Here is a 21,116-nt window from a genome sequence, read left to right on the forward strand (position 1 = left end):
GTCGCTACACGACTACACACGATCATCGGCAGTTAGTTTGAGCGTAGCTCCATCAGCGTATCGGGCGGGTGCTGCAAAACCACTTTGAACGATTTATGACCAGACGAACTCGTGGGTAGGCTCGATTGCTTCGTCCGCTTTCAGATGAAGGCGAGCTTTACTTGGAACGTTAGGATTTGGTGGGTAGCTGCCTGTCCGCTTCGGACAAAGCTGGTGAGTAAGCAGACATCCCGACACTGCGAAAATGTCTGCCGTACATGGGTTGCATCCTCTTCGCGTACCCCTGCTGACTACGCGCCCTAAGAACATTGGCAAGTTTGGGCAATTGCAACGATGTCCGCGGCCACGGCTTCGCCTTGCATAAAGATTGCGCTTTCCTCAAATCCTACGACATCGACTTTTTGCGGCGCCGTAGCACCAAACCACTCGATCATCCGATCGACGGCCTCGGCTGGAAGGGGATCGCTGACGATCGTGTCAGGGGGTCCGAGAGCCACCGCTCGCATACCCAAGTCAGATATCTGTTGATCAATGCCGTTGATAAATATGGTTGCGTCTTCCCGACGCTCGACCTTCAGGCGCTCCCGCCCGCCTGGCAGTTCAGTCACCATAACGAGATGAAGACGTTGGTCCGACGCGCAGACAAGCGACAGCATGCTTCTTCTCCAAAGCCACCCGTCACCAGCTAACTCAAGCCTGGTTTTCGCGGCGAAGGGCATATTCTTGGCATCGCTCCAGTCAACTTCACCGCACCCCGAAACAGCGAGGCAACTGAGGATCCAGGTTGGAACATGCCAGAGCCGCACTGGTGCCATCGAAACCATTCTCTCATTCGTCGACATGGATTCTGTACAATATCACCGCCGGATCCGCGCATAACCCCGACAACATTGGCCGGAAATCCAAAGCTTCATGCTCGGCCCGCGTCAGATGCCACTATTGCCGGAGAAATGTCCGGTCATGAGCAGTCGGTATCAAGGCGTAGACGTCCGCACCGGGTCGAATGCGGAATGGCAGCTATTCGCGAGGTCGCCCCGGAAGAGGAAGGGCCGCTTTCGACCCGCTTCGGACTTCCAGCGACCTTCAACAACAATAGTTTAGCGGACGTTTAACCGACGGCGTCGACCTGTACAGGCCGAGAGCAGCATCTTGGTTATTGAGGTCAACGGCACCCAGAACCTCGATCACGGTGTCGAGGATGCGGCAGAGATGTATGATGTGTCGATCCGGTTGAAGAAGTGGTTCGTTGATAAGCTGGATCGCGCTGAACCACTTATCCGCTGCCCGACGCCGCTCAGCATAATCTCCGCGCTAAACGGTACGGCTCGGTACGCTTGCGATCGGGGAACCGGGTACTGGCATCCAGCTTATTCGGGTCGGATCGCAGAACTTCCCGGACATTCCGTCCTATCTGCCGCGGCGAACTCCACTGCCGCAGGATGACGGTTCATGTTGAGGGCATTGGAAGGCCGACATACGCATGGGTCTAGCATTGATAAATGGTCTTCTCGCGATCGCCGATGTGATCGGGAAAGGGCCTGTGCTCTATATCGCTGCGACCGAACAAAGCGCTGAACGCCTCAGCCGACTGGCCCGCGCCGCTTTTTCAGACGTAACCGTGCTGTTCTGTCCCTCACCCGATGCGATCCCGGGTGAAGTCGCACCGTCCTCGGCAGCCAATGTCGGCGCGCGGGTTGCCGCTTTGAGGGCGCTTGCCGTGGCCTCGAACAAGACGTCCGTGCTGATCGCTTCGGCAGAAGCAACCGTCTACCGCTACGCACCCCCATCGACCTTTACGGCGAAACCGCCCGAGGTAAACGTCGGCGCAAAAGTCGATCTCGAGGCGTTACAGCAGGAACTTCTCGCGGTCGGCTACCACATCGACGAGCGTATCGACGAACCTGGGGAAGTCGGCGTTCCTGGGAGCGTGCTTGATGTCTTTCCGGCAGACGCCGATCGCCCCGTGCGGATCGAGGCAGAGGAAGGCAGGATTCGCTCGATCCGCAGCTTCGATCCGATCTCACAACGCAGCAGGGGCGAGATTGAACATTTGGCGCTCGGCCGTGCCACCGAACCCGAATTCGGCGATGCCGGCGTCTCACTGCTTTCCCACATTCCAGATGCCGTCGTGTTCATGGAAGCCGACGCCGCCGCTCGACGCGAGCGGACGGTCAAGCTGATCGTCAGCCTGCAAGATCGCAAACGACGCCTCGACCCCAAGCATTTTGTGGACTTGACGGTGTGGGAACGCGAGCTGGCAACGCGGTCGGTTATGACCCCGCAGGCGTTTCCGGCCGTACCCCGATTCATAACGGAGCGGCAGCCCAGCCGCGCGTTTGCCCGCTTTCTCGACGAGCAGGGCCAGGACAAGAGGTCGGTGCTGATCGCCGGAAGCGAACGCGATACCCGCTTTCTCTCGCGCCGGCTCGCCCGCGACATGAAGCGAGACGGAATGGTCCATCGCGATCTGCGCACTGCGTTGGCCGAAAAGGCCGCGCTCTCTTTCGTCACCATTCCGCTCGATGCGGGAGCGAGCACGGAGGATGTTGCGATCATCGCCGCAGCTGATCTGATGGGTGGACGGGCCGATCGCGACGATCGCTTCAATGTCAGTATCGGCAGCGATCTCCTCAATGCCGAGCTCCGGGTCGGCGATGCCGTCGTGCACGAGGACCATGGCGTCGCGGTCCTGAAGGGACTGCGCGCCTTGGCAACGCCGGACGGCGGTTCGGGTGAGACGATCGAACTCGAATATGCCAAGGGCGGGATCCGGCAGGTACCGCTGGCCGACGCTGCGAAGCTCTGGCGCTATGGCGGCGAACCCGATGCCGTGCGTCTCGACACGCTCGACGGCAAGAGTTGGGCGAAGCGCCGTCCGGCGATCGACGCCGCGATCGTTGAGACGGGACGCGCCATCCGCGCTCTGGCGCGCGAGAAGGCAAAGGCCGAAGCCCCGGTTCTCGAGGTACCCGCTGCCGACATGGAGCGGTTCGTTGAAGGATTCCCCTTTCAGGAGACCGCAGACCAGTGGAAAGCCTTCGAGGCTGCACGCAGCGATCTCAATTCCGGCAAGCCGATGGACAGGCTCGTGGTGGGCGACGTCGGCTTCGGCAAGACCGAAGTGGCGCTGCGCGCGGCCGCGCAGGCGGTGCTTGCCGGCAAGCAGGTGGCGCTGATCGCGCCAACAACGCTTCTGGCTCGGCAGCACTTCGAAACGTTCGGCCAACGCTTCAAGTCGCTTGGGATCAAGGTCGCCATGCTCAGCCGGCTTACCAGTACAGCCGAGACCAAAACGACGAAGGCGGGGCTCGCGGACGGAACGCTGCGTCTTGTCGTCGGCACGTCGGCACTCGCCTCGCCGAGCGTGACCTTCAAGGATCTGGCCCTTGTCATCATCGACGAAGAACAGCGGTTTGGCGGCGCGCAGAAGGACAAGCTGGCGCGCATGGGCGCCGGTCACGTGATGCGGTTGTCGGCCACACCGATCCCGCGCACGCTCCAGACGGCCCTTATCGGCCTCAACGAAATATCGGTCATCGCGACGCCGCCGGCGCGGCGGATGCCAGTGCGTACGAGCCTCGGGATCTTTGACGAGGCTACGATCCGCGCCGCGCTTCTGCGCGAGCACGGCCGCAGCGGACAATCCTTCGTCGTCGTTCCACGGATCGAGGATGTCGATGGCACGCAGGCCATTCTGGCTCGCCTCGTACCCGGTCTGACGGTCGTTACCGTCCATGGCAAGATGAAAGGCGACGAAGCCGAAGCGGCACTAGTGGCCTTTGCGCGGGGCGATGGCGACGTGCTGCTCGCCACCAGCATCATCGAAACGGGCCTCGACGTTCCGCGTGCGAACACGATGATCGTTCTCGATGCGCAGCGCTTCGGCATCGGACAGCTCCATCAGCTTCGCGGGCGTGTCGGACGATCCAGCCGCCGCGCGGCGCTCCTGTTGATGACCCCCGCCGACCAAGAACTGCCAAACCGAACCAGAACCCGCCTCCAACACATGAGCGCGCTCGATTCGCTGGGTGCCGGCTTTGCCGTCAGCGCCCGCGATCTTGACATGCGCGGGGCGGGCGATCTCGTCAGCAACGACCAGTCCGGCCATATGAAGCTGGTTGGGATCGAGCTCTACCAGCATCTTCTCACCTACGTGTTGCGGGAACTCGCTGGCGAGACGCCGCCGTCGCAGCTTCCCCGGATCGAGGGAGCCGCGGGCGGCTGTTTCCCGGCGGAGTGGATCGTCGACGCGGATCTGCGTATTGCCGCTTATATCCGCCTTGCACGGGCCGCTTCGGCTGACGATCTCGACATGCTGTGCGACGAACTGGAGGATCGCTACGGCGCGCTGCCCAACGCCGCCGCAACCTTGATAGAGGACCGGCGCATGGGGCTTCGCGCACGTGCCCTTGGGATCGAGCGGGTGCAGGTTGGCCCCGGCGGCGTAGCACTTACTCCGGTCAAGGGAACAAAGCTGCCTGACGCCGCACCGCTCGAAGTCAGCGGGGATCGATGGTTGCTGAAATTCGATCCCGTCAGCGAAGCTGACGCACGCGCGAAGGCCGGGGACCTCTTGGAAGAAATGCTGGCGCTCTGAACGACAGAGGCTTCTTGGTCGCTTGAGACGAGAGAATGTTCGTGACGAGGGCACTGCCGTCCGTTTGGGGGGCAATGTTGACTCGCCAGCAGATCTAAAGTCATGGCGCCTCGGCAAAAAACACGACGCCGCTTTTCATTCCGCTTTCCAAATGCGGCACATGTGGACACGGCGTCGGCCAAGAACTTTCGAATAACATGTTGCGTGGCGCATCGATGGGCGCGAGACCAACACTCGTCGCGTCGCCTGATTATCTTCGCGAGCGACCGAAACCGCGTCTTCCTGTCGATCTGCTCGACCACCGCGCGGTAGTGTGCCGTAGTGAGATCACGGGCCTTGTCCTGCCGTGGAACCTGCATTCCGGCGATGAGATCATGCAGATCGTCCCGCCTGGAGCAACGATAGTCCACGATCTCGCGTCTCAAATTGATCTCACCGTCAGAGGACTTGGGATCGTCAGCGCGCCAGCGGCATCCGTGTCCAGCCTCGTCGGCGCAGGCAAGCTAGAACGTGTTCTTCCCTCATGGTTTTCTTCGATAGAGCCGGTCTTCCTCTATTTCCCGAGCAGCCGTCATCAATCAGCGGCGTTGCGTGCATTCGTCGCGTACCTGAAAGCGTCTTCTGCCCCTTCGTTGATGAATGGCAACGGCCAAGCCAAACCCACCGCTCGAAAGCCGGCACAGGCTATCATGATGGGACAAAACTTATACTAGGTCGATATGATCGTTAGATCAGAATATATTCTATTAAAACATTGTATAGGCGTTATATTAATTTAGTTTTTCCGTGCGCTACCTAAATATTCGGCAATTATATTGCTTTGATTGCCAGACTTTCTTTTTACCAATCCCAAGATTGACCGCCCGGCAACCCAGACATCGTGAAGCAGCAGATTTTCCGGATCGATCCAGACCATGTCGGCTTGGCTTCCAGCACAGATGATACCGCGGATTCCCGAAGACCGCAGAAAAGTCGCGGGATAGAGCGAGCACGTCCGCAAGGCCTCCTCCAGATCGAAGCCTACCTTGCGCACGAGAAAGCGAAGCGCATCCATCATATTCAAATCGGAGCCTGCGAGCGTTCCGTCGGATAGAGTGAGAAGACCATCACGCCGCGTCACGGTACGTCCGTTCAGTTCGAAGGTATCTTCGGGACTGCCGACGGTCGGCATGGCATCGGTTACGGCGATCAGCTTGCCAGTCCCGTCCTTGGAACGGCGTGCGGTATCGATCAAGGCCGGGTGGACATGATGGCCGTCCGGTATGATGCCGCACCAGATGTCGCGGCGGAAAAGAGCGGCCCCGGCGACGCCCGGATCGCGGGGACCGATCTGGCTCATTGCGTTGAAGAGATGCGTGGCGCCCCGAGCCCCCGCTTCGAACAAAGCGTCTGCGGCTTCGAAGGAAGCGTTGCTGTGCCCGATCGACACGCTGATGCCCGCCTCGACGAGGGCTGCCACCTGTGCGCCGTCGACGCTCTCCGGTGCCACGGTCAGAAGAAAGGGTCTGACCGTCGATCCGCAGATCAACCGAAGGTCGTCGTCGCCCATCCGGCGGATGAGAGCCGGATCATGCGCGCCTTTGCGGGAGGGCGAGATGAACGGGCCTTCGACATGGATGCCAAGACATCCGGGCACCCTGGCAGCCAATGCCTGCTCGGCAGCGCGAATGGCGGCCCATGTGACCTCTGGACGATCGGTAATCACCGTCGGCAGCAGTGCGGTAGATCCGAAATGGGAATGCGCAGCGCAGATGCGGCGTATCCCTTCGACAGTCGGATCATCGTTGAAGAGCGTGCCCCCGCCACCATTGACCTGAATGTCGACAAATCCCGGCGCGAGCAGACCGCCGTCCAGCACGATCGTTTCCAGCCCGTTGGGCAGATCACCAACCGGACGGATATCTGCCACGAGCGTGTCTTCAACGATCACGGCCATGCCGGACCGACGCAGCGTGCCGTCGAAGACGTCGGCTCCGGTCAAGGCGAAGCGAGCCATCAGGTCGTCTCCGTCACCTTCAGCAGTCCGCGCGGGCGATCCGGATCATGGCCCCGGGCGATGGAAACGGATTCAACGAAGCGGTAGAACGACACCAGCATCGACAGAGGCTCCGTCAACGGATGGCCTGTCGCGGTGTGCGGCAGTTCGATCCCGTGTCCGGTTCTGCCCACACTGAAGAGCACCGCGCCAGACTCGACCAACCTGCCGCAAATGGCGGAGAGGCCCGGGAGAGCGGCGTCCGCCGGCGCGAAGGCCAGCACCGGAAATCCCTTCTCGACGAGCGAGACCGGCCCGTGCGGGACTTCGGCGCCGAATTAGGCTTCGGCATGCAGGACCGAGGTCTCCTTCAACTTCAGGGCAGCCTCCGCCGCCACCGCGAACGACGGACCGCGGCCAAGGGTAAAGAGCGAGCGGGCCCCTTGGCAGGTGGCCAGAGCCGACGACCAGTCGTGTTGGAGGGCACCACGCGCATGTTCGGGAAAGGCGGCGAGTGCCTGCCGGAGTTCCCGGTCTTCCGTCCAGCCAGCAAGAACGGCTAGGGCAGCCAGCACCGAACAGACGAAGCTCTTCGTCGCAGCAACGCTGAGTTCCGGCCCGGCCGACAAAGTGATCGGCCACTGCGCGGCTGTCAGCAACGGCGATCCTTCGACATTTCCGACGGCGATCGTTTCCGACCCGCCGGCCCGCGCAGCAGTCAGCAGGGCGACGATGTCAGGGCTTTGCCCGGACTGCGAGATGGCCAATGTTGCCTGCCCGGCCAACCGCAAGCGCGTTCCGTAGACCGAAACGACCGAGGGTCCGAGCGAGGCGACCGGACGCCCGGTGGCGAGTTCTGCCGCGTACTTGAAGTAGGTCGCGACGTGGTCGGACGACCCTCGGGCGACCGTCGTCACGACCTTCGGGTCCAACTCGCGCAATCGGGCTCCGACTGACGCCGCCGCATCGAAAGAGGCGTCAAGAAAACGCGCTGCGGCTTCGGGAATATCGTCGATTTCCCGGCGCATTTGGCTTTGGGACCGCATCGGATACCTCGTGTCGGTGGAAGAAAATGCCGCTCGCGAAGTCGGCTGGAAAAGCGAGAGGGCTGGTCAGAGCAGCCTGGTTCCCGTGCCGGGCTCGAAGAGCATTGCCTTGCCCGCATCAAGGGACAGACCCAGCCGACCGCCCTCCTTCACCTCGCCGGCCGGACGCCGGACGATCACCGGCTGGCCGCCGATCTTCAAAGTGACGATGTCCTCGGGGCCCGTCGGTTCGACAAGATCGACCTCAGCGACGACCGACGCCTCCGACACGGGGACGATCCGCCAATTCTCGGGTCGCACGGCCAGGAGGAGTTCGTCGGAGTTGGCGGACCCCGCTCTACCCTTACCCGAAAGCCCGATTTCGCCAGGCGGGCTGGCGTCGCCGCCGTCGATGACGAAGCGCTCCGACGGCCCGCTCGAGACGATCCGTCCGCGCAGCAGCGACATCGCGGGCGACCCGATAAATTTCGCCACGAAGAGGTTGATCGGATCGTGATAGATTTCCGAAGGCGTTCCGACCTGCTGAACGACGCCCCGGCTCATGATTACGATCTTTGTCGCCAGCGTCATGGCCTCGATCTGGTCGTGCGTGACATAAAGCATCGTTCGGCGGATCGTCTGGTGCAGCCGCTTGATCTCGGTGCGCAGGTCGGTGCGAAGCGCGGCGTCGAGATTGGAGAGCGGTTCGTCGAACAGGAAGAGCTTCGGGTCGCGGACAAGCGCTCTGCCGATCGCAACCCGCTGCCGCTGCCCGCCCGACAGCTCGCGCGGACGGCGCGCTAGCAGCGGCTCGATCTGCAGCAGTTTCGCGACGTCGTCGACCTGGCGTGCCGCTTCGGCCTTGCCCAGTCCCCGCATCTTCAGCGGGAAGGCGATGTTTTCGGCAACCGTCATCGTCGGGTAGAGGGCGTAGGACTGGAACACCATCGAAACGTCGCGCTCTCGGGCCGGAAGCGTCGACACGTCCCGCCCGCCGATCACAATGCTGCCCGTATCGATCGGATGAAGACCCGCCACGGCGTGCAGCAGGGTCGACTTTCCGCAGCCGGACGGTCCGAGGAGGACGACGAACGCGCCCTCCTCCACCTCGATGGAGATATCGTCGAGGACACGGATCGCCCCGTAGGATTTTGAGACCGATCTGATCGAGAGCTGTGCCATGTCCGTCATCCCTTCACGCTGCCGAGTGTCATGCCGCGGACGATCTGCCCCTGGACCATGAGGCCGAGCACGATCATCGGAAGCATGATGAGACTGGCCGCCGCCGTCAGCGCCCCCCATTGAATGCCCTGAAATGTCAGGAAGGACGTGATGCTGACCGGAAGCGTCTGCGTGTTCCTGCCGGTCAAGACCAGGGCGACAAAGAACTCGTTCCAAGTGAAGAGGACGCAGAAGATCATCGTGGCGACGATGCCGCCCTTGGCCGCCGGAAGGAAAATCCGGGCAAAGACCTGGAACTCGCGTGCGCCGTCGACACGCGCCGCATCGCGCAGCTCCCGGGGGATATCGCCGAAGAAGGTGATCAGCAGGGATATCGCGAAGGGAATGTTGATGAAGGCGTAGACGACGATCAGCAGCCAATGCTGGTTCAACGCGCCGAGGCGCGTCGCCAGGAAATAGACAGGGATGACGAAGAGCAGCGCCGGCGCGATGCGGAGGGAGAGGATGAACTTCTCCTGCGAGCGGCGGTAGGGCGCCTCCTGGGCCGCCAGGCCGTAAGCCGCTACCGCACCAATCGCGACGGCTATAGCACTGGAGAGGATGGAGACGATGAAGCTATTGGCGAAGGCGCTGAGGAAGGTGCGGTTCGCCAGGACCTTCCGGTAGTTGTCGAGCGTGGGCTCGAAGAACCAGACGGGCGGGATCGCAAAGGCATCGCGGGTCGTCTTGAACGACGTGACCACCACCCAATAGAGCGGAAAGAGCACCGCGAGCATCAAGGCAATGAGCGCGGTGTAGAACAGAATGCGCCGCACCATCACCGGTCTCCCGACTTGGGAAACAGGACGCCGTACATGGCCAGCAGCGCGACGTTCGTGAAGACCGTCAGGAGAATCGCGATCGTAAGGGCGTAGGAGATGTCGAAGTTGGTAAAGGCTGCGACATAGCCGTAGAAATTCAACGTCTCGGTCGAGAGCGCCGGACCGCCGCGCGTCATGATGTAGAAGAGGTCGAAGGCCTTGATGCTATCGATGGTGCGGATCAGCGCGACCACGGCTAGCGCCCGCCGGAGCATCGGCAGCAGCACGTACCAGGTCACCTGCCACTCGCGCGCCCCATCAATGCGGGCGGCATCCATCGGATCAGTCGGCGCTGATTCCAGTGCCGCCATCACGAGCAGGATGACGAAGGGCGTCCACTGCCAGACGTCGGCGATGAGCACAGAAAAGAAGGCGACCTGCGTACTGCCGAGCCAGTCGATCTGAGCGAATCCAAGAAGGGACATCAGGTAGTTCGCCATGCCGGACGCCGGATCGAAGATGAAGCGCCATGTCAGCCCCACCACCACCGGCGTCATGATGATCGGCACGAGCAGCAGCGTGCGCACCAGACGCTTCAGCACGAAACTACGGTCGAGGAAGAGAACGATCGCCAGGCCAAGGCCCACTTCGATGGCGGTGGCTAGACAGGTGAAGGCGATCGTGCGCCACAGCGCCGCCATTGCCCGGGGATCGGAAAAGAAACGGGTGTAGTTGTCGGTGCCGACGAAGACGTCGCGCCCGGCGCGCATCAGCGAGAGGTCGCGGAACGACAGCCAGACGACATAGGCCGTCAGGATCACCGAGGTCGCGCCGAGGGCGGCGACAATCGGCCGGTGGAACAGGCGGGTCGGGTCGGCAAGCGATGTCACGGTATCGGCTCCGGTGGGAGGGTGGAGCCCTGCGGCGGGTGTTGCCTGCCGCAGGGCGACAAGGAGCCTAGCGTGCCAAGGCCGCGTTGTTGGCCGTGTCCGCCTCCTTCAGCGCTTCTTCAGCGCTTGCGGCGCCGGCGAGAGCCTTAGAGACCGCAATGCCGGTATTGTTGATGACCTCGTTCGCCTTCTCGATCGTGGGCAGGTATTGCGGGTTTCCGGCCTCGATGGCGGCGAGCATGGCGTCCTTGAAGGCGCCGTACCGGGAGACGAAGCTTTCGCCGTTGAGGGCGGTCAGCGACGTCACGCCCGAATTCGGATCGCTCTCCATCGACTTCAGCTGCTGCTCCTTGGCCGTCGCCCAGGCGACGAAGAGGGCCGACGCCTCCTGGTTCTGCGAGTCCGCCGAGACGTACAGGCTGTGGACGGCAAGCGACGACGAGCCGCCCTTCGGCGAGGAGGATTTCATGGGCACCGGGACGTAGCCGACCTTGCCGACGACCGACGAGACCGCGGGATCCTCGTTGTAGGCGCCGTTCACTGTGGCATCGAGCGTCATCGCCGCCTTCCCCTGCTGGAAGAGAAGACGGTTCTCCTCCCAGCCGAAATTGGCGACGCCAACCGGACCGTAGTCCTTGAGAATCTTGGCAAAGGATTCGAGCGACGCGATGCCCTCGGGCGTCGCCAAGGCGGACTTGCCCGCAGCGTCGAGGAAGGAACCGCCGAAGCCCCAGAGGTATGCGGCCCAGACATAGACGCCCTCGATCCCCTGCCGGCCCCGCATCGTAATGCCCGCCACCTGCTTGTCCGATTTCTCCGAGACCGTTCTAGCCGCTGTCTCGATGTCATCGAAACTCTTCGGCTCCGACAGCCCGTACTGCTCGAAGAGATCCTTGCGGTACATCAGGAACGTGCTCTCGCCGTAGACCGGCAGACCGTAGGTCTTCCCGTCGAGGACGTTCGTGTTGAAGTAGCCAGGCACGAAGTCGGCCTTGTCGTAGTATTGGGCCTGCTTGGCGAGCCCCTCGTCCAGCGGCACGATGAAGCCCGAGGAGACGAAGCCAGGTACGTAGATGATGTTGTTTTCGACGATGTCGTAGCGCCCGGACTTGGACGAGAACTCCAAGAGAATCTTCGCGGTGATGTCCTGCTCTGGCACCACTTCGAGCGCGACGTCGATGCCGGTCGCCGCGGTGAAGTCGGGGAGCATTTTCTGGATGGCGTCCGTGGTCGGATGGCCCTCCATCAGCACGGACAGCTGTACGCCGTCAAAGGGCTTTTCCTGCGCCGCGGACGGCGCTGCGAACGTTGCTGCAATTCCGGCCAAGGCCGTGGCCGCGAGAAGGCTGCGTCTGCTGATCATGGTCACGCTCCGGAATGAGGCGGCATCGCCGCGGTTGAAGGTCATGCGAGCCGGACGACGTCTCCCGTCTCGGCCGATCGGATCATCGCCAGCGTCAACTCGAGCGAGGATATCGCCTCCTGCCCGCTGGCGATCGGAGATGGCCCCCCATCCAGCCAGTCGAGCACACCCTCGAGCTCCCGCTTGAGGTCGCCTTCGACCCGGCCGCCGATGGTCGGCCAATGCTGCGTATCGATCTCGCGGGAGGATCGGGCGTCGGCGAAATAAAGGCCGCTGTCGCCGCACTGGATCTCGAAGGATCCTTCCGTGCCGATCAGCTCCAGCCGTGCATCGATCATGTGCCGGGCACCGGAAGGCAGCGACCAGGCACTTTCGAAATTGACGACCGTGCCCCCGGAGAACCGCACAATGGCGGCAATGCTGTCCTGCGTGCCGGAGGCACCGAGCAGGAGGTCGGACTGCTGCGCATAGACCGAGACCGGTACCTGTCCCTTGAGCATCCAGAGCACGAGGTCGACATCGTGGACCGTGACGTGCAGCGCGAGCGGCAGCTTGCCGCCGTAGCGTTTTGGTCCTTCGGTGCGGGCGCTGTTACGGCGAGCGTAAAGGTAGGTCGGCGTACCCGTCTGCCCAGATTCGATCATTTCCTTGGCATGGCTGTAGCGCGGGTCGAACCGCAGGAGATAGCCGATGCCCAGCTTCGTTCCCGCCGCCTCGCATGCCGCGACGATGGCGCGGGCATCCTCGATGGTGGAGGCGATCGGCTTCTCGATGAACAGGTGGATGCCCTTCTGTGCCACGGCGAGCGCCGGCGCGCGATGAAGGTTGTCGGGCGTGCAGATGCTGACGAGGTCGAGCCGCTCGTGCGCCAGGAGCTCCTCGTGGCTGGCATATACCGCGCAGCCGCCGAGATCCGCCGCCAGCTTTTCGGCCAGAGTGGTGTTGGGATCGACGATGGCTGCGAGCTCGCATCCTTTGAGCCTGGCGAAGATCGATGCGTGCATCGAGCCCATGAAGCCGGCGCCGATCACGGCAATGCGGGGATTGGCGGTCATCGGAAGCTCCTCCGGTCGATGTCTGGGGATGCGGTCTCGGCCATTGTCCGAAGGAAGCGCCGGGTGATGGCATCGGGCCGCGTAATGGCGCTGCCGACCACGACGAAGGTGGCGCCGAGATCGAGGCATCGGCGTGCGTCGTCGGCTGTCCAGACCCGCCCCTCAGCGACAAAGGGGACGCCGGCCTTCGCCAGCTCGGACATCATTTCGAAATCGGGCCCTTCGAGCTGCCGGGAATAGGGGGTGTAGCCGGACATGGTCGTGCTGACGATGTCAGCACCGGAGGCGATGGCCGCCTCGCCTTCCCTTGCCGTGCTGACATCGGCCATCGAGAGCCGTCCGGCCCGCCCAACTGCCGCAGCGAGCGTCGCGACCTCGTCGGGTCGGGGCCGATCGGTCCCGTCGAAGGCCACGATGTCAGCGCCGGAAGCGATGACGGCTTCGACGTCAGCCAAGGTCGCGGTGATGTACACGTCGCTTCCGGGCACGGCCTTCTTGATGAGGCCGATCACCGGACGGTCGGTAATCGGCCGGACCGCCCGAAGATTTGCTTCACCTTCAATACGAAGGCCGGCGGCGCCGCCCAGGAGAACGGACTTCGCAAGGGCCTCGATGTGCGAGGGATGGTCGAGTGGCAGACCGCTTTCGGCCTGACAGGACACCACCACGGCGCCGGCGAGGAGGGAAATGATGGAGGAGGTCACGTCGGCCTTCGATCTTGAAGCGGCCACGGGGCGCGCATGAATCAAAATTAGGCTTGAAGAAATAATCTGTCAATTATTTTATGGTGAAGAAATAATCCTTCATATTGTGTGCGAAGCAAAATCCGCCACCCCGAGCAGGCCGGCGTCCGGACCTGCCGACGCCGTGACAAGACCGCATCGGAACTTCGACGGCAGCGCTTCCATCGCTAAACCAACCCGCTCGATGAAGCCGACCGCCAGACCAACGCCACCGCCAATCGTCACGGTGTCGACGTCGATGATCGCTTTCAGGTTTCCCAGGGAAAGCGCGAGGTGTCGCGCACTGTCGCCAATGAGCCGTTCCGCCTCTGGGGCGCCCGCTGCAGCCATCGCGAAAACGTCCTGGGACGTCATAGGCCGCCCAAACAGAACCGTGCCTATCCGCGCGATTGCGCTCCCAGAGGCGACCGCTTCGAGGCACCCGCGCCGACCGCAGCCGCAGGCGGGACCGGATGGATCGGTGACGGCATGACCGAGGTGGCCTGCAAGCCCCTGCTGGCCGACCAAAAGCGTGCCGTCGGCGACGATTCCCGCCCCAACACCGGTAGAGATGGTGACGAAGGCGAAGTTTCTGGATCCGCGACCGGAACCCAGACGGTATTCGCCCCAGGCTGCGGCTTGCGCGTCGTTGATCAGAAGGGGCCGCTTGCCGATAGCGTTCTCGATGGCAAGCGAAAGGGGAAATCGGTCTTCGATCGGCAGGGTTTGCGGATTGAGTGCCGTCAGGCATCCGTCGAGCACGATGCCGGTGGTGGCCACAGCGACGCGGGGGGCGACCGGGAGCCCACTCGCCGCCTGGGCAATCGCCAGGACGAGATCTTCGCCCCTCCCCGTGCGCGGTGTCGCGAACTGACGCCGATCTCTGAGGACACCCCGTTCGACAATCCCGAGCGAAACTTTTGTGCCGCCGATGTCGATCGCGAGCACAGAGCCCTCAGAAACTTCGGTCACTGACCACCTCCGCCGTTTGCGCGGCCATCTCCAGACAAGCCGGGTCCTGACGTCCCATCTCCCCGACCAGCGCGTCGATGATCAACAGCTGGCTGATCTTTGAGGGGAAGGCACCTCCGGTCAGCGGGGTTTCGGGCCAGGAAGCAATCAGCGTGACGTCGCAGGCGGCCACGAGCGGGCTCTTCGCGCGGTTGCTGATGCCGATCACGAAACTGCCGCGCGATTTCGCAAGCTCCGCCACGCGCACGGCATCGATCGTTGATCCCGAGCTTGAGATGACGACGAGGGCCGATCCGGGACGGGCGGTCCCTGCCGCCATCGCCGCAAGATGGGCGTCGCTAAAGGCGCGGGACGTCTGCCCGATCCGGGTCAGTTTGTAGGCAAGGTACTCAGCCGTGACGAAGGAGGCGGCGACGCCGAAGCAATCCACCATGCCGGACGCCAGCAGGCGTCGGGCCACCGTTTCGACGTCCTTGCGAACGATCAGTTGCTCGGTTTCGCGAAGCGCGATGACGGCCGTCTCCACCAGCCGCTGGATCTCGTCGGTCGGCAACCCCGACCCCGCACCGCGCTCGTCCGTCGCCAATTCCTTCGCCAGCGAGAGCTTGAAGTCCTGGAAACCGGTGAAACCCAGATCCCTGCAAAACCGCATGACACTTGCTTCGGAGGAGCCGGAAACTTCCGCCAGCTCGGTCACGCTCTGGTAGATCGTCGCGTCCGGCTGCGCGAGAACTGTCTCGGCGACTTTGGCAAGAGCCGGCGTCATGTCGCTGGCCAGCGAACGAAGGTTCGCGATGAGGTTCTGTTTCAAGGCCGTCCTGTCTCCCTGCACCATCTTCGCGATGCTCATACGTGTTCCGCGAGCCAGGGGGGAGGTCCGCAGAAAAGGAGATCGCCCCGACGAACGGCTTCGGCATCGCCTTCCACGAGGCCCTGCCGGGAGAGGCGCGAGATGCTGCGGAACCCTGTGAAGGCGGTCGCGAACGTCGACCGGTCGAGGCGGAGCGTCGGCAGATCCTCCACCCCCCCGTCCCGGACCGTTGGAACACCCGCGGCGACATCAAGAACGAGGTCCGACACCTGCCCGTCCGGATCAGCGATCGACAGGCCGAGCGACGCGTCCGCTTTCGGGTAGCCCCGCGCGGCGAGCGCCTTTGCCGGAGCGACGATCCGCGCCAGCCACTCCTCCTGGTGGAAGAGCCGCCAGCCCTTGTCTGGCATGGCAGAGACGAGTTCGTCGTGCGGCCCGCCATGCCAACGGACAACCGGAAAGACGCTCCGGAAGCGGCCGAGGAACGCAAGGATACCTCGGGCCGCCTTGGCGGTCGGCGCAAACCAGTCACGAACGACAAGGCAGGTCTCGTCCGAGGTGTCGACGACGACGTAGGCCGCGAGTTTGCTGTCGCCAACGCCATAGGCCGCAAGTCCATGCCGTGGATCGCGCAGGAGTTCCCGCCACAATCCGTCTGAACGGTCGAGGAGCCCGGCCTCAACCAGGGTTTTGGCGTCATAGGCTTCACGGATACGGTGATCTTCCAAGGCAATCCGACCGAAGTCGAGGTCGGTCCTGACCGGCAGAGCGGATGTCTGCGCCTCGTACACCATCTCGCTGCCCGCCAGTTCGAATCCTGCCTTCCGATAGACGGGGCGCGCCGAGGCGAAGAGGGTAACCATGGCGGCGCCACGGGAAAGGGCTTTGGAGCAGAGGCTGTCGACGAGCGGGATCGCTAGACCTCGCCCCCGCGCCTCGGGTGCGACGGCCACATGTGCGATCGCGGCCGACGGAATCCAGGCGCCGCCGAAACGCTGTCGGGTCTCGAGCAATGACGCACATGCCGCCAGCTTCGAACCCTCGCGAACAACGAACAAAGACGGCAAGCCAACGTTCGCCAAGTACTCTGATGCACGACCAAAGTTAAAGCCGAAAGCCAGGGCAAGCAGTTCCCTCACCTCCTCCAGATCCCGGATATCAGCGGCTTCCAGCATTTGGTCCCCTAAAGTTTTATTTCACTGATTATGAATCTATGAAATTTCACTTCACATCTTTTGCGCCTGCTGGTCAACGTGTCTCGTGATCTGAACGGACGAGACGCACTGCGCGATACCCTTCACCGGCAACGCTTTCGAACTTGGTCGGCCTTAAACGGACGGCCCTAATGCGGGACGCTGTCGCAGATAAACTGCCGTTCTGCTCATGACCGAACGTAGACGCAGATCGGGCCATTGGCTGAACTGCAATCGGACATTCGAGCTTTCAAAGCGCTAATTTGCCAGCAAGTCCCCGAGCAAGCCGATGGGAGAGTTTAGGCTGGTCTCACGTCCGTGGCGGACGAGGTTGGTGCAGAAAGATTTATGGACCGCCCAGCAATGGCTTGGCAGCCTCGCGAACCTTGGCCTTATCGCTTTCGAGAGCGAGGCCAATCTCGAACCTTTCGAGTGATCGCCGGGAGTGAAGGGCCGCCTGTTCGGCAAAGCCGCCGGCATCAAGACGAGCCAGCGTCGCCAGTGCCTTTTGCAAACGAACGCCGATTTCCACCAGTGTGGCACCATCCCGTGCGATCGGGATGTACAGATCGTCGAAGAGATCGCCGAGGTTGAGGCCTGGAACGAAGACGCGGGAGTGTTCTCCCTCGGCATCTTCCTCGACGGGCTCCGCCAGCACAGCGAGGACGCGGACGGTCCGACCGATGACGTCGATGGCGGTCCCAAGGTCGTTGGTCGCCGGCGAGAGTGCGCGGCTGGCAATCTCGGCCAGCACAGAAACTCCGAAACGCGGATCCTGGTCGAAGGAGCGGACATCTCCGATCGTGAAGCATTCGCGGACTCGATCAGCGAGACCCTCACCACTCAGTCCCGTGAACTGTGCGATCGGAGACGTCGGGTCGACAAAATCACCCGGAACGGCCCGAACATAGATACGCCCCACATCGCCCGCGAGCGTCGAGAGCTCGTCCACGTCGACATGCTGCACGTAGCCGATTTTCGACGTCGAAACTGAACGAGCGTCTGCTGTGATTTGAGTGTCGGGGTCGACCAATGCCTGACCGCCAAGGAAGGGGTTTTGGTGTCGATCTCGAAGCGCGCTGGAAGCAGCCTCTTCCACGCGCTGCGTGGTTTCGGTGACGCGGCCGAGGCGCGAAAGGTGGTCGATCCAGCGCAGCAACGTCGCCACGATGAACATGATCACGAGGATCGTCACCCCGAACAGCACAACCCGTCCGCTCTCCCCGTACAGCCCGGTGGAAAGGGCGATGATCCCGACGAGACTGAACAGGAAGGACCCGATGAAGGTCGCAAGGACGTTCTGTGTGGTGGTGTCCTCCATCACCAGCTTCGTCGCCCGGGGCGTGACGTTGCTCGTCGCAGCCGAATAAGCACCGACCATGGTCGACAAAGAGAAGGTCGTGACGGTCAGCATCGACGAGGCAATAATGCCAAGGATGTTGTCGACCGCATTGGCGCCGATCTGCGTGGGGAGATCGTTAGGGATGTAGGGGCTTACGACAACCGCAACCAAAGCCGTTGCCACAGCGGCCAGCGAGAACAAGGTCGCCCGGAACCAGATACGGCGTGTGAGCTGTCGAAGCCGCCAGACCACGCGCGACGTCATTGCGATGCTCCTGACGGCCGCTGGCAGGCGTAGCACAGAGCGGGTGAGATCATGACATCTGACATGAGGGATGGCCCTTCCGGCGGGAGGGATCGTCCTCGCGAACCCTGCGTGTTAGGTGGTGAACTCTCAAGCGAGACGCCCACAGGGCTGCCTCGTTCCAGGCGGGCAACCGTAAATCGGCGGGGCGCTGGCCCCTGGGAATGAACCGGATGCAAAAGCCCACCTTCTCCGGCACCCGAACCCGCCTCCGCAATACCCGGATGCTCCGCCGTTCCCGAAAGGTCTGGGCATCGCCAAAGTCATGGCGCCCCCGCCTGGTCTTCTGGGCAGGGGCTCTCGCGATCGGCCTCGTCAGCGTCGCCTTCGCCTTCCTGGCGGACGAGGCGCAGCAGGCTTTTGCGTCGCTCCGCTCGACGAGCGGTTTTGGCCTTGCCGCAATGCTGATGCTACCGCCGGCGGGTTTTGCCCTGTCGGCCTATCTTGCCCTCACTTTTTTCCCGAACGCGCAGGGCAGCGGGATCCCTCAGGCGATCGCGGCACGTCACCTGTCGGAGGACACTGATCGGGGCCTTCTCCTGTCGCTCCGGATCGCCGCCGGGAAGATCCTGCTGACATTGCTCGGCCTCCTGTCCGGTGCCTCGATCGGCAGGGAGGGACCGACGGTACAAGTGGGCGCGGCGATCATGCTGGCGGCCGGGCGCTTGGGTGGCATGGCGCAGGCCCGCGGGCTTATCCTGGCAGGATCGGCGGCCGGGATCGCGGCAGCCTTCAACACGCCGCTGGCCGGGATCGTCTTCGCCATCGAGGAGATGGGACGGGCCTACGAGGCGCGCACAAATGGCCTGGTTCTGTCCGCCGTGGTGCTCGCCGGCCTGGCCTCGGTCGGGCTGACTGGCAACTACACCTACTTCGGTGAGAGCGATGCCGTCGCCTCCACCCCGATGCAGTGGATCCTGGTTTTCGCTTGCGGGATCGTCGGCGGAGCCCTCGGGGCCGTCTTCAGTGCCGCGGCGCTCCGCCTGCTGCGTCGGATCAAGCGCTGGTCGGTGATAGCGCCGCGTCGCCGTGCGGTGGCGGCCGCGGCTTTCTGCGGCATGGTGGTCGCCCTGATCGGGATCATGAGCGATGGCGCCACCTACGGTACGGGCTACGAGCAAGCGAGGAGTGCCATCGAAGGATCACCGCTGCCGATATGGTTCTTCGCCGAGAAGTTCGCTGCCAGCCTGGTCTCTATGGTGTCAGGTATCCCCGGCGGGATTTTCGCCCCCTCGCTAGCGGTTGGGGCCGGCCTTGGCTCGACGATCGGCTTGCTCTTCGGCACCGGCTCGGGTCTTGCGGCGACGCTTGGCATGGCTGGCTATTTCGCCGGGGTCGTCCAGGCCCCCATGACAGCCTTCGTGATCATCCTCGAGATGACCGGAAACCACGACAATATCATTCCGCTGATGCTTGCATCGCTTCTCGGTTTCGGCACGGCGCGTCTCGTTTCGGGCGAGGCGCTGTACCACAGCCTGTCGCGCAACTTTGTCGCCGACGTCCTCCGGGTTCGGAGAGCACAGGACTCTCAGCGAACGAATGCAGCACGCACTGAGGCCCGCTCTTAAGGGCCATCATTTCTTTCGCTTCCGGATGGTCGGGTGTCGAATGACGGACATTGGTCTTAGGTTCTGTCAAAGCCGTGTGCAGCGGTCGCTGCTGGGCCTCCCCGGAGCGCCGACGGGCAGGTTTCGAGCCCAACGCGGCAATGGGCGACGGCGAAACCCGGCCGCGGCAAGCTGCCACCCGTCTACCAGAACCTCTGATTATGTTCCCTATGCGCTCCCTTCAGGTGGATGGAACACCTACAATCACTGCAAGTAGGTAGCGCAAACCTGCCTTTTACGGGGGGTCCTGACAGGTCCGATGATCCTTTTGCAGGGTAGGCATGAAACCTAACATTGAACGGCAGCTACCGACGACAGTCCGCCCAAAGCTGCCTGACGGCTTCCCACCCCGCCTTGCTGTTGGAACGGCCGCTAGGGATGCTCCGAAGCGGCCGTTCCTGTGGATGCGCAGGAGGCTGCTGCTACACCCCAGTGCCCTCAGCGAGTGCCAAGTCATCCTCTACATCAACACCGAGGTAGCGCACCGTGCTCTCAATCTTGGTGTGTCCGAGCAGGATCTGCACGGCCCGAAGGTTGCCAGTTGCCTTGTAAATGATCGACGCCTTTGTCCGTCGAAGCGAATGGGTGCCGTAGTCCTCCTTGCGAAGACCGATTGCCGTTACCCATTCATCGACAAGCCGGGCGTACTGGCGCGTGCTCAGATGAGCTAAAGGGTCCATGCGTCGCCGGAAAAGAGCGGTTCGACGTCGACGCTGCCATCGGCGTTCGCCGCCCCTGGCTTGTCGGTCCTGTCGCCACTCATCGAGCGCCTGCCGATCTCGTCAAAACGCGTGCGGGCGGCTGCCGCCAGCAGGTCAGCGATACGCCGGGCGTCTGCCGCAGGGCGGGCCCCGATGCCGAGCCGCACGAGCGAAGAGCCGCGCCCACCGCCGAGCGTCTTTGGAATGCGGATCTGGAAAAGATAGCTCGTTCCGGTCCGGACGAGATGCGGCCCCGCCCCGCGGGGACGATCGCCCGTGCGATTCGATCCGGTGCTGGCGAACGCGGCCGGAGGCTCTCCGAACGATACACCACGCGATACACCACCCAATTCACGGTCGAAACTTTCCATTCCCAGACACCCGCTTGGGGCGCTCCGAGCCTAGAATACCGGAAAACATGGGGTTTGAAATTGGCGGAGTGTGCCAGTCAACTGGCGGAGAAGGGGGGATTCGAACCCCCGATACGGTCACCCGTATGCCGCATTTCGAGTGCGGTGCATTCGACCACTCTGCCACCTCTCCGGGGCGGACCATATCGTGGAAAGCGGGCGGCTTGT

General features: G+C 62.9%; 16 protein-coding genes, 1 tRNA gene and 2 pseudogenes. 3 read left to right on the forward strand and 16 right to left on the reverse strand.

Going from position 1 to position 21,116, the window contains the following annotated elements:
* Positions 1-299: 299 nt before the first annotated feature.
* Complete coding sequence (locus tag ACZLZQ_RS17950; RefSeq protein WP_472950530.1) at positions 300-656, reverse strand: hypothetical protein; 357 nt, start codon at positions 654-656, stop codon at positions 300-302.
* Between the two features lie 824 nt (positions 657-1,480).
* Here ACZLZQ_RS17950 and ACZLZQ_RS17955 point away from each other — a divergent pair.
* A complete protein-coding gene (locus ACZLZQ_RS17955) occupies positions 1,481-4,597 on the forward strand; it encodes a helicase-related protein (protein WP_472950531.1) in 3,117 nt (1,038 codons plus the stop codon).
* Positions 4,598-4,794: 197 nt separating this feature from the next.
* Positions 4,795-5,310 (forward strand): LysR substrate-binding domain-containing protein, encoded by a 516-nt coding sequence (locus ACZLZQ_RS17960; protein ID WP_472950532.1) that lies wholly within the window; start codon positions 4,795-4,797, stop codon positions 5,308-5,310.
* Between the two features lie 62 nt (positions 5,311-5,372).
* Here the strand turns inward: ACZLZQ_RS17960 and nagA are convergent, their stop codons facing one another.
* The 12 genes and pseudogenes from nagA to ACZLZQ_RS18020 form a co-directional block, all read right to left on the reverse strand.
* Entirely contained in the window at positions 5,373-6,593 is a 1,221-nt protein-coding gene (nagA, locus tag ACZLZQ_RS17965; protein ID WP_472950533.1) for an N-acetylglucosamine-6-phosphate deacetylase, read from the reverse strand.
* Positions 6,593-7,618, reverse strand: a pseudogene (locus ACZLZQ_RS17970) (SIS domain-containing protein). Before ACZLZQ_RS17970 ends, nagA begins: the two are co-directional and overlap by 1 nt.
* A 66-nt stretch (positions 7,619-7,684) precedes the next feature.
* Entirely contained in the window at positions 7,685-8,779 is a 1,095-nt protein-coding gene (locus ACZLZQ_RS17975) for an ABC transporter ATP-binding protein (protein WP_472950534.1), read from the reverse strand.
* Between the two features lie 5 nt (positions 8,780-8,784).
* Positions 8,785-9,597: a carbohydrate ABC transporter permease gene (locus ACZLZQ_RS17980; protein ID WP_472950535.1), complete on the reverse strand. Its 813-nt coding sequence runs from the start codon at positions 9,595-9,597 to the stop codon at positions 8,785-8,787.
* Positions 9,597-10,469, reverse strand: a complete 873-nt coding sequence (locus ACZLZQ_RS17985; protein WP_472950536.1) for a carbohydrate ABC transporter permease — start codon at positions 10,467-10,469, stop codon at positions 9,597-9,599. The genes ACZLZQ_RS17980 and ACZLZQ_RS17985 overlap by 1 nt, the downstream gene beginning before the upstream one ends.
* A gap of 67 nt (positions 10,470-10,536) precedes the next feature.
* A complete protein-coding gene (locus ACZLZQ_RS17990) occupies positions 10,537-11,832 on the reverse strand; it encodes an ABC transporter substrate-binding protein (RefSeq protein ID WP_472950537.1) in 1,296 nt (431 codons plus the stop codon).
* A 41-nt stretch (positions 11,833-11,873) separates the two neighbouring features.
* Positions 11,874-12,887, reverse strand: coding sequence for a Gfo/Idh/MocA family protein (locus tag ACZLZQ_RS17995; RefSeq protein WP_472950538.1), 1,014 nt, complete (start codon positions 12,885-12,887; stop codon positions 11,874-11,876).
* Positions 12,884-13,591, reverse strand: a complete 708-nt coding sequence (locus ACZLZQ_RS18000) for an N-acetylmannosamine-6-phosphate 2-epimerase (RefSeq protein ID WP_472950539.1) — start codon at positions 13,589-13,591, stop codon at positions 12,884-12,886. The genes ACZLZQ_RS17995 and ACZLZQ_RS18000 overlap by 4 nt, the downstream gene beginning before the upstream one ends.
* A gap of 99 nt (positions 13,592-13,690) precedes the next feature.
* Positions 13,691-14,581, reverse strand: a complete 891-nt coding sequence (locus tag ACZLZQ_RS18005) for an N-acetylmannosamine kinase (RefSeq protein WP_472950540.1) — start codon at positions 14,579-14,581, stop codon at positions 13,691-13,693.
* The gene (locus ACZLZQ_RS18010) at positions 14,565-15,431 is read right to left on the reverse strand and encodes a MurR/RpiR family transcriptional regulator (protein WP_472950541.1); all 867 of its coding nucleotides are present in this window, start codon (positions 15,429-15,431) and stop codon (positions 14,565-14,567) included. The genes ACZLZQ_RS18005 and ACZLZQ_RS18010 overlap by 17 nt, the downstream gene beginning before the upstream one ends.
* Complete coding sequence (locus tag ACZLZQ_RS18015) at positions 15,428-16,567, reverse strand: GNAT family N-acetyltransferase (RefSeq protein ID WP_472950542.1); 1,140 nt, start codon at positions 16,565-16,567, stop codon at positions 15,428-15,430. Before ACZLZQ_RS18015 ends, ACZLZQ_RS18010 begins: the two co-directional genes overlap by 4 nt.
* A gap of 364 nt (positions 16,568-16,931) precedes the next feature.
* The gene (locus tag ACZLZQ_RS18020) at positions 16,932-18,191 is read right to left on the reverse strand and encodes a DUF2254 domain-containing protein (protein ID WP_472950543.1); all 1,260 of its coding nucleotides are present in this window, start codon (positions 18,189-18,191) and stop codon (positions 16,932-16,934) included.
* 203 nt (positions 18,192-18,394) lie between these two features.
* Between ACZLZQ_RS18020 and ACZLZQ_RS18025 the strand changes: the two genes are divergently transcribed.
* Positions 18,395-19,798, forward strand: coding sequence for a chloride channel protein (locus tag ACZLZQ_RS18025; protein ID WP_472950544.1), 1,404 nt, complete (start codon positions 18,395-18,397; stop codon positions 19,796-19,798).
* Positions 19,799-20,259: 461 nt separating this feature from the next.
* Here ACZLZQ_RS18025 and ACZLZQ_RS18030 read toward each other — a convergent pair.
* The 3 genes and pseudogenes from ACZLZQ_RS18030 to ACZLZQ_RS18040 all read right to left on the reverse strand — a co-directional run.
* Positions 20,260-20,505: pseudogene (locus ACZLZQ_RS18030) on the reverse strand (tyrosine-type recombinase/integrase); the annotation flags it as partial.
* A complete protein-coding gene (locus ACZLZQ_RS18035) occupies positions 20,505-20,909 on the reverse strand; it encodes a hypothetical protein (RefSeq protein WP_472950545.1) in 405 nt (134 codons plus the stop codon). The pseudogene ACZLZQ_RS18030 and the gene ACZLZQ_RS18035, both read right to left, overlap by 1 nt.
* 82 nt (positions 20,910-20,991) lie before the next feature.
* A tRNA-Ser gene (locus ACZLZQ_RS18040) sits at positions 20,992-21,081 on the reverse strand.
* Between the last annotated feature and the right edge of the window lie 35 nt (positions 21,082-21,116).

Source organism: Mesocryomonas lacus, assembly GCF_055730105.2.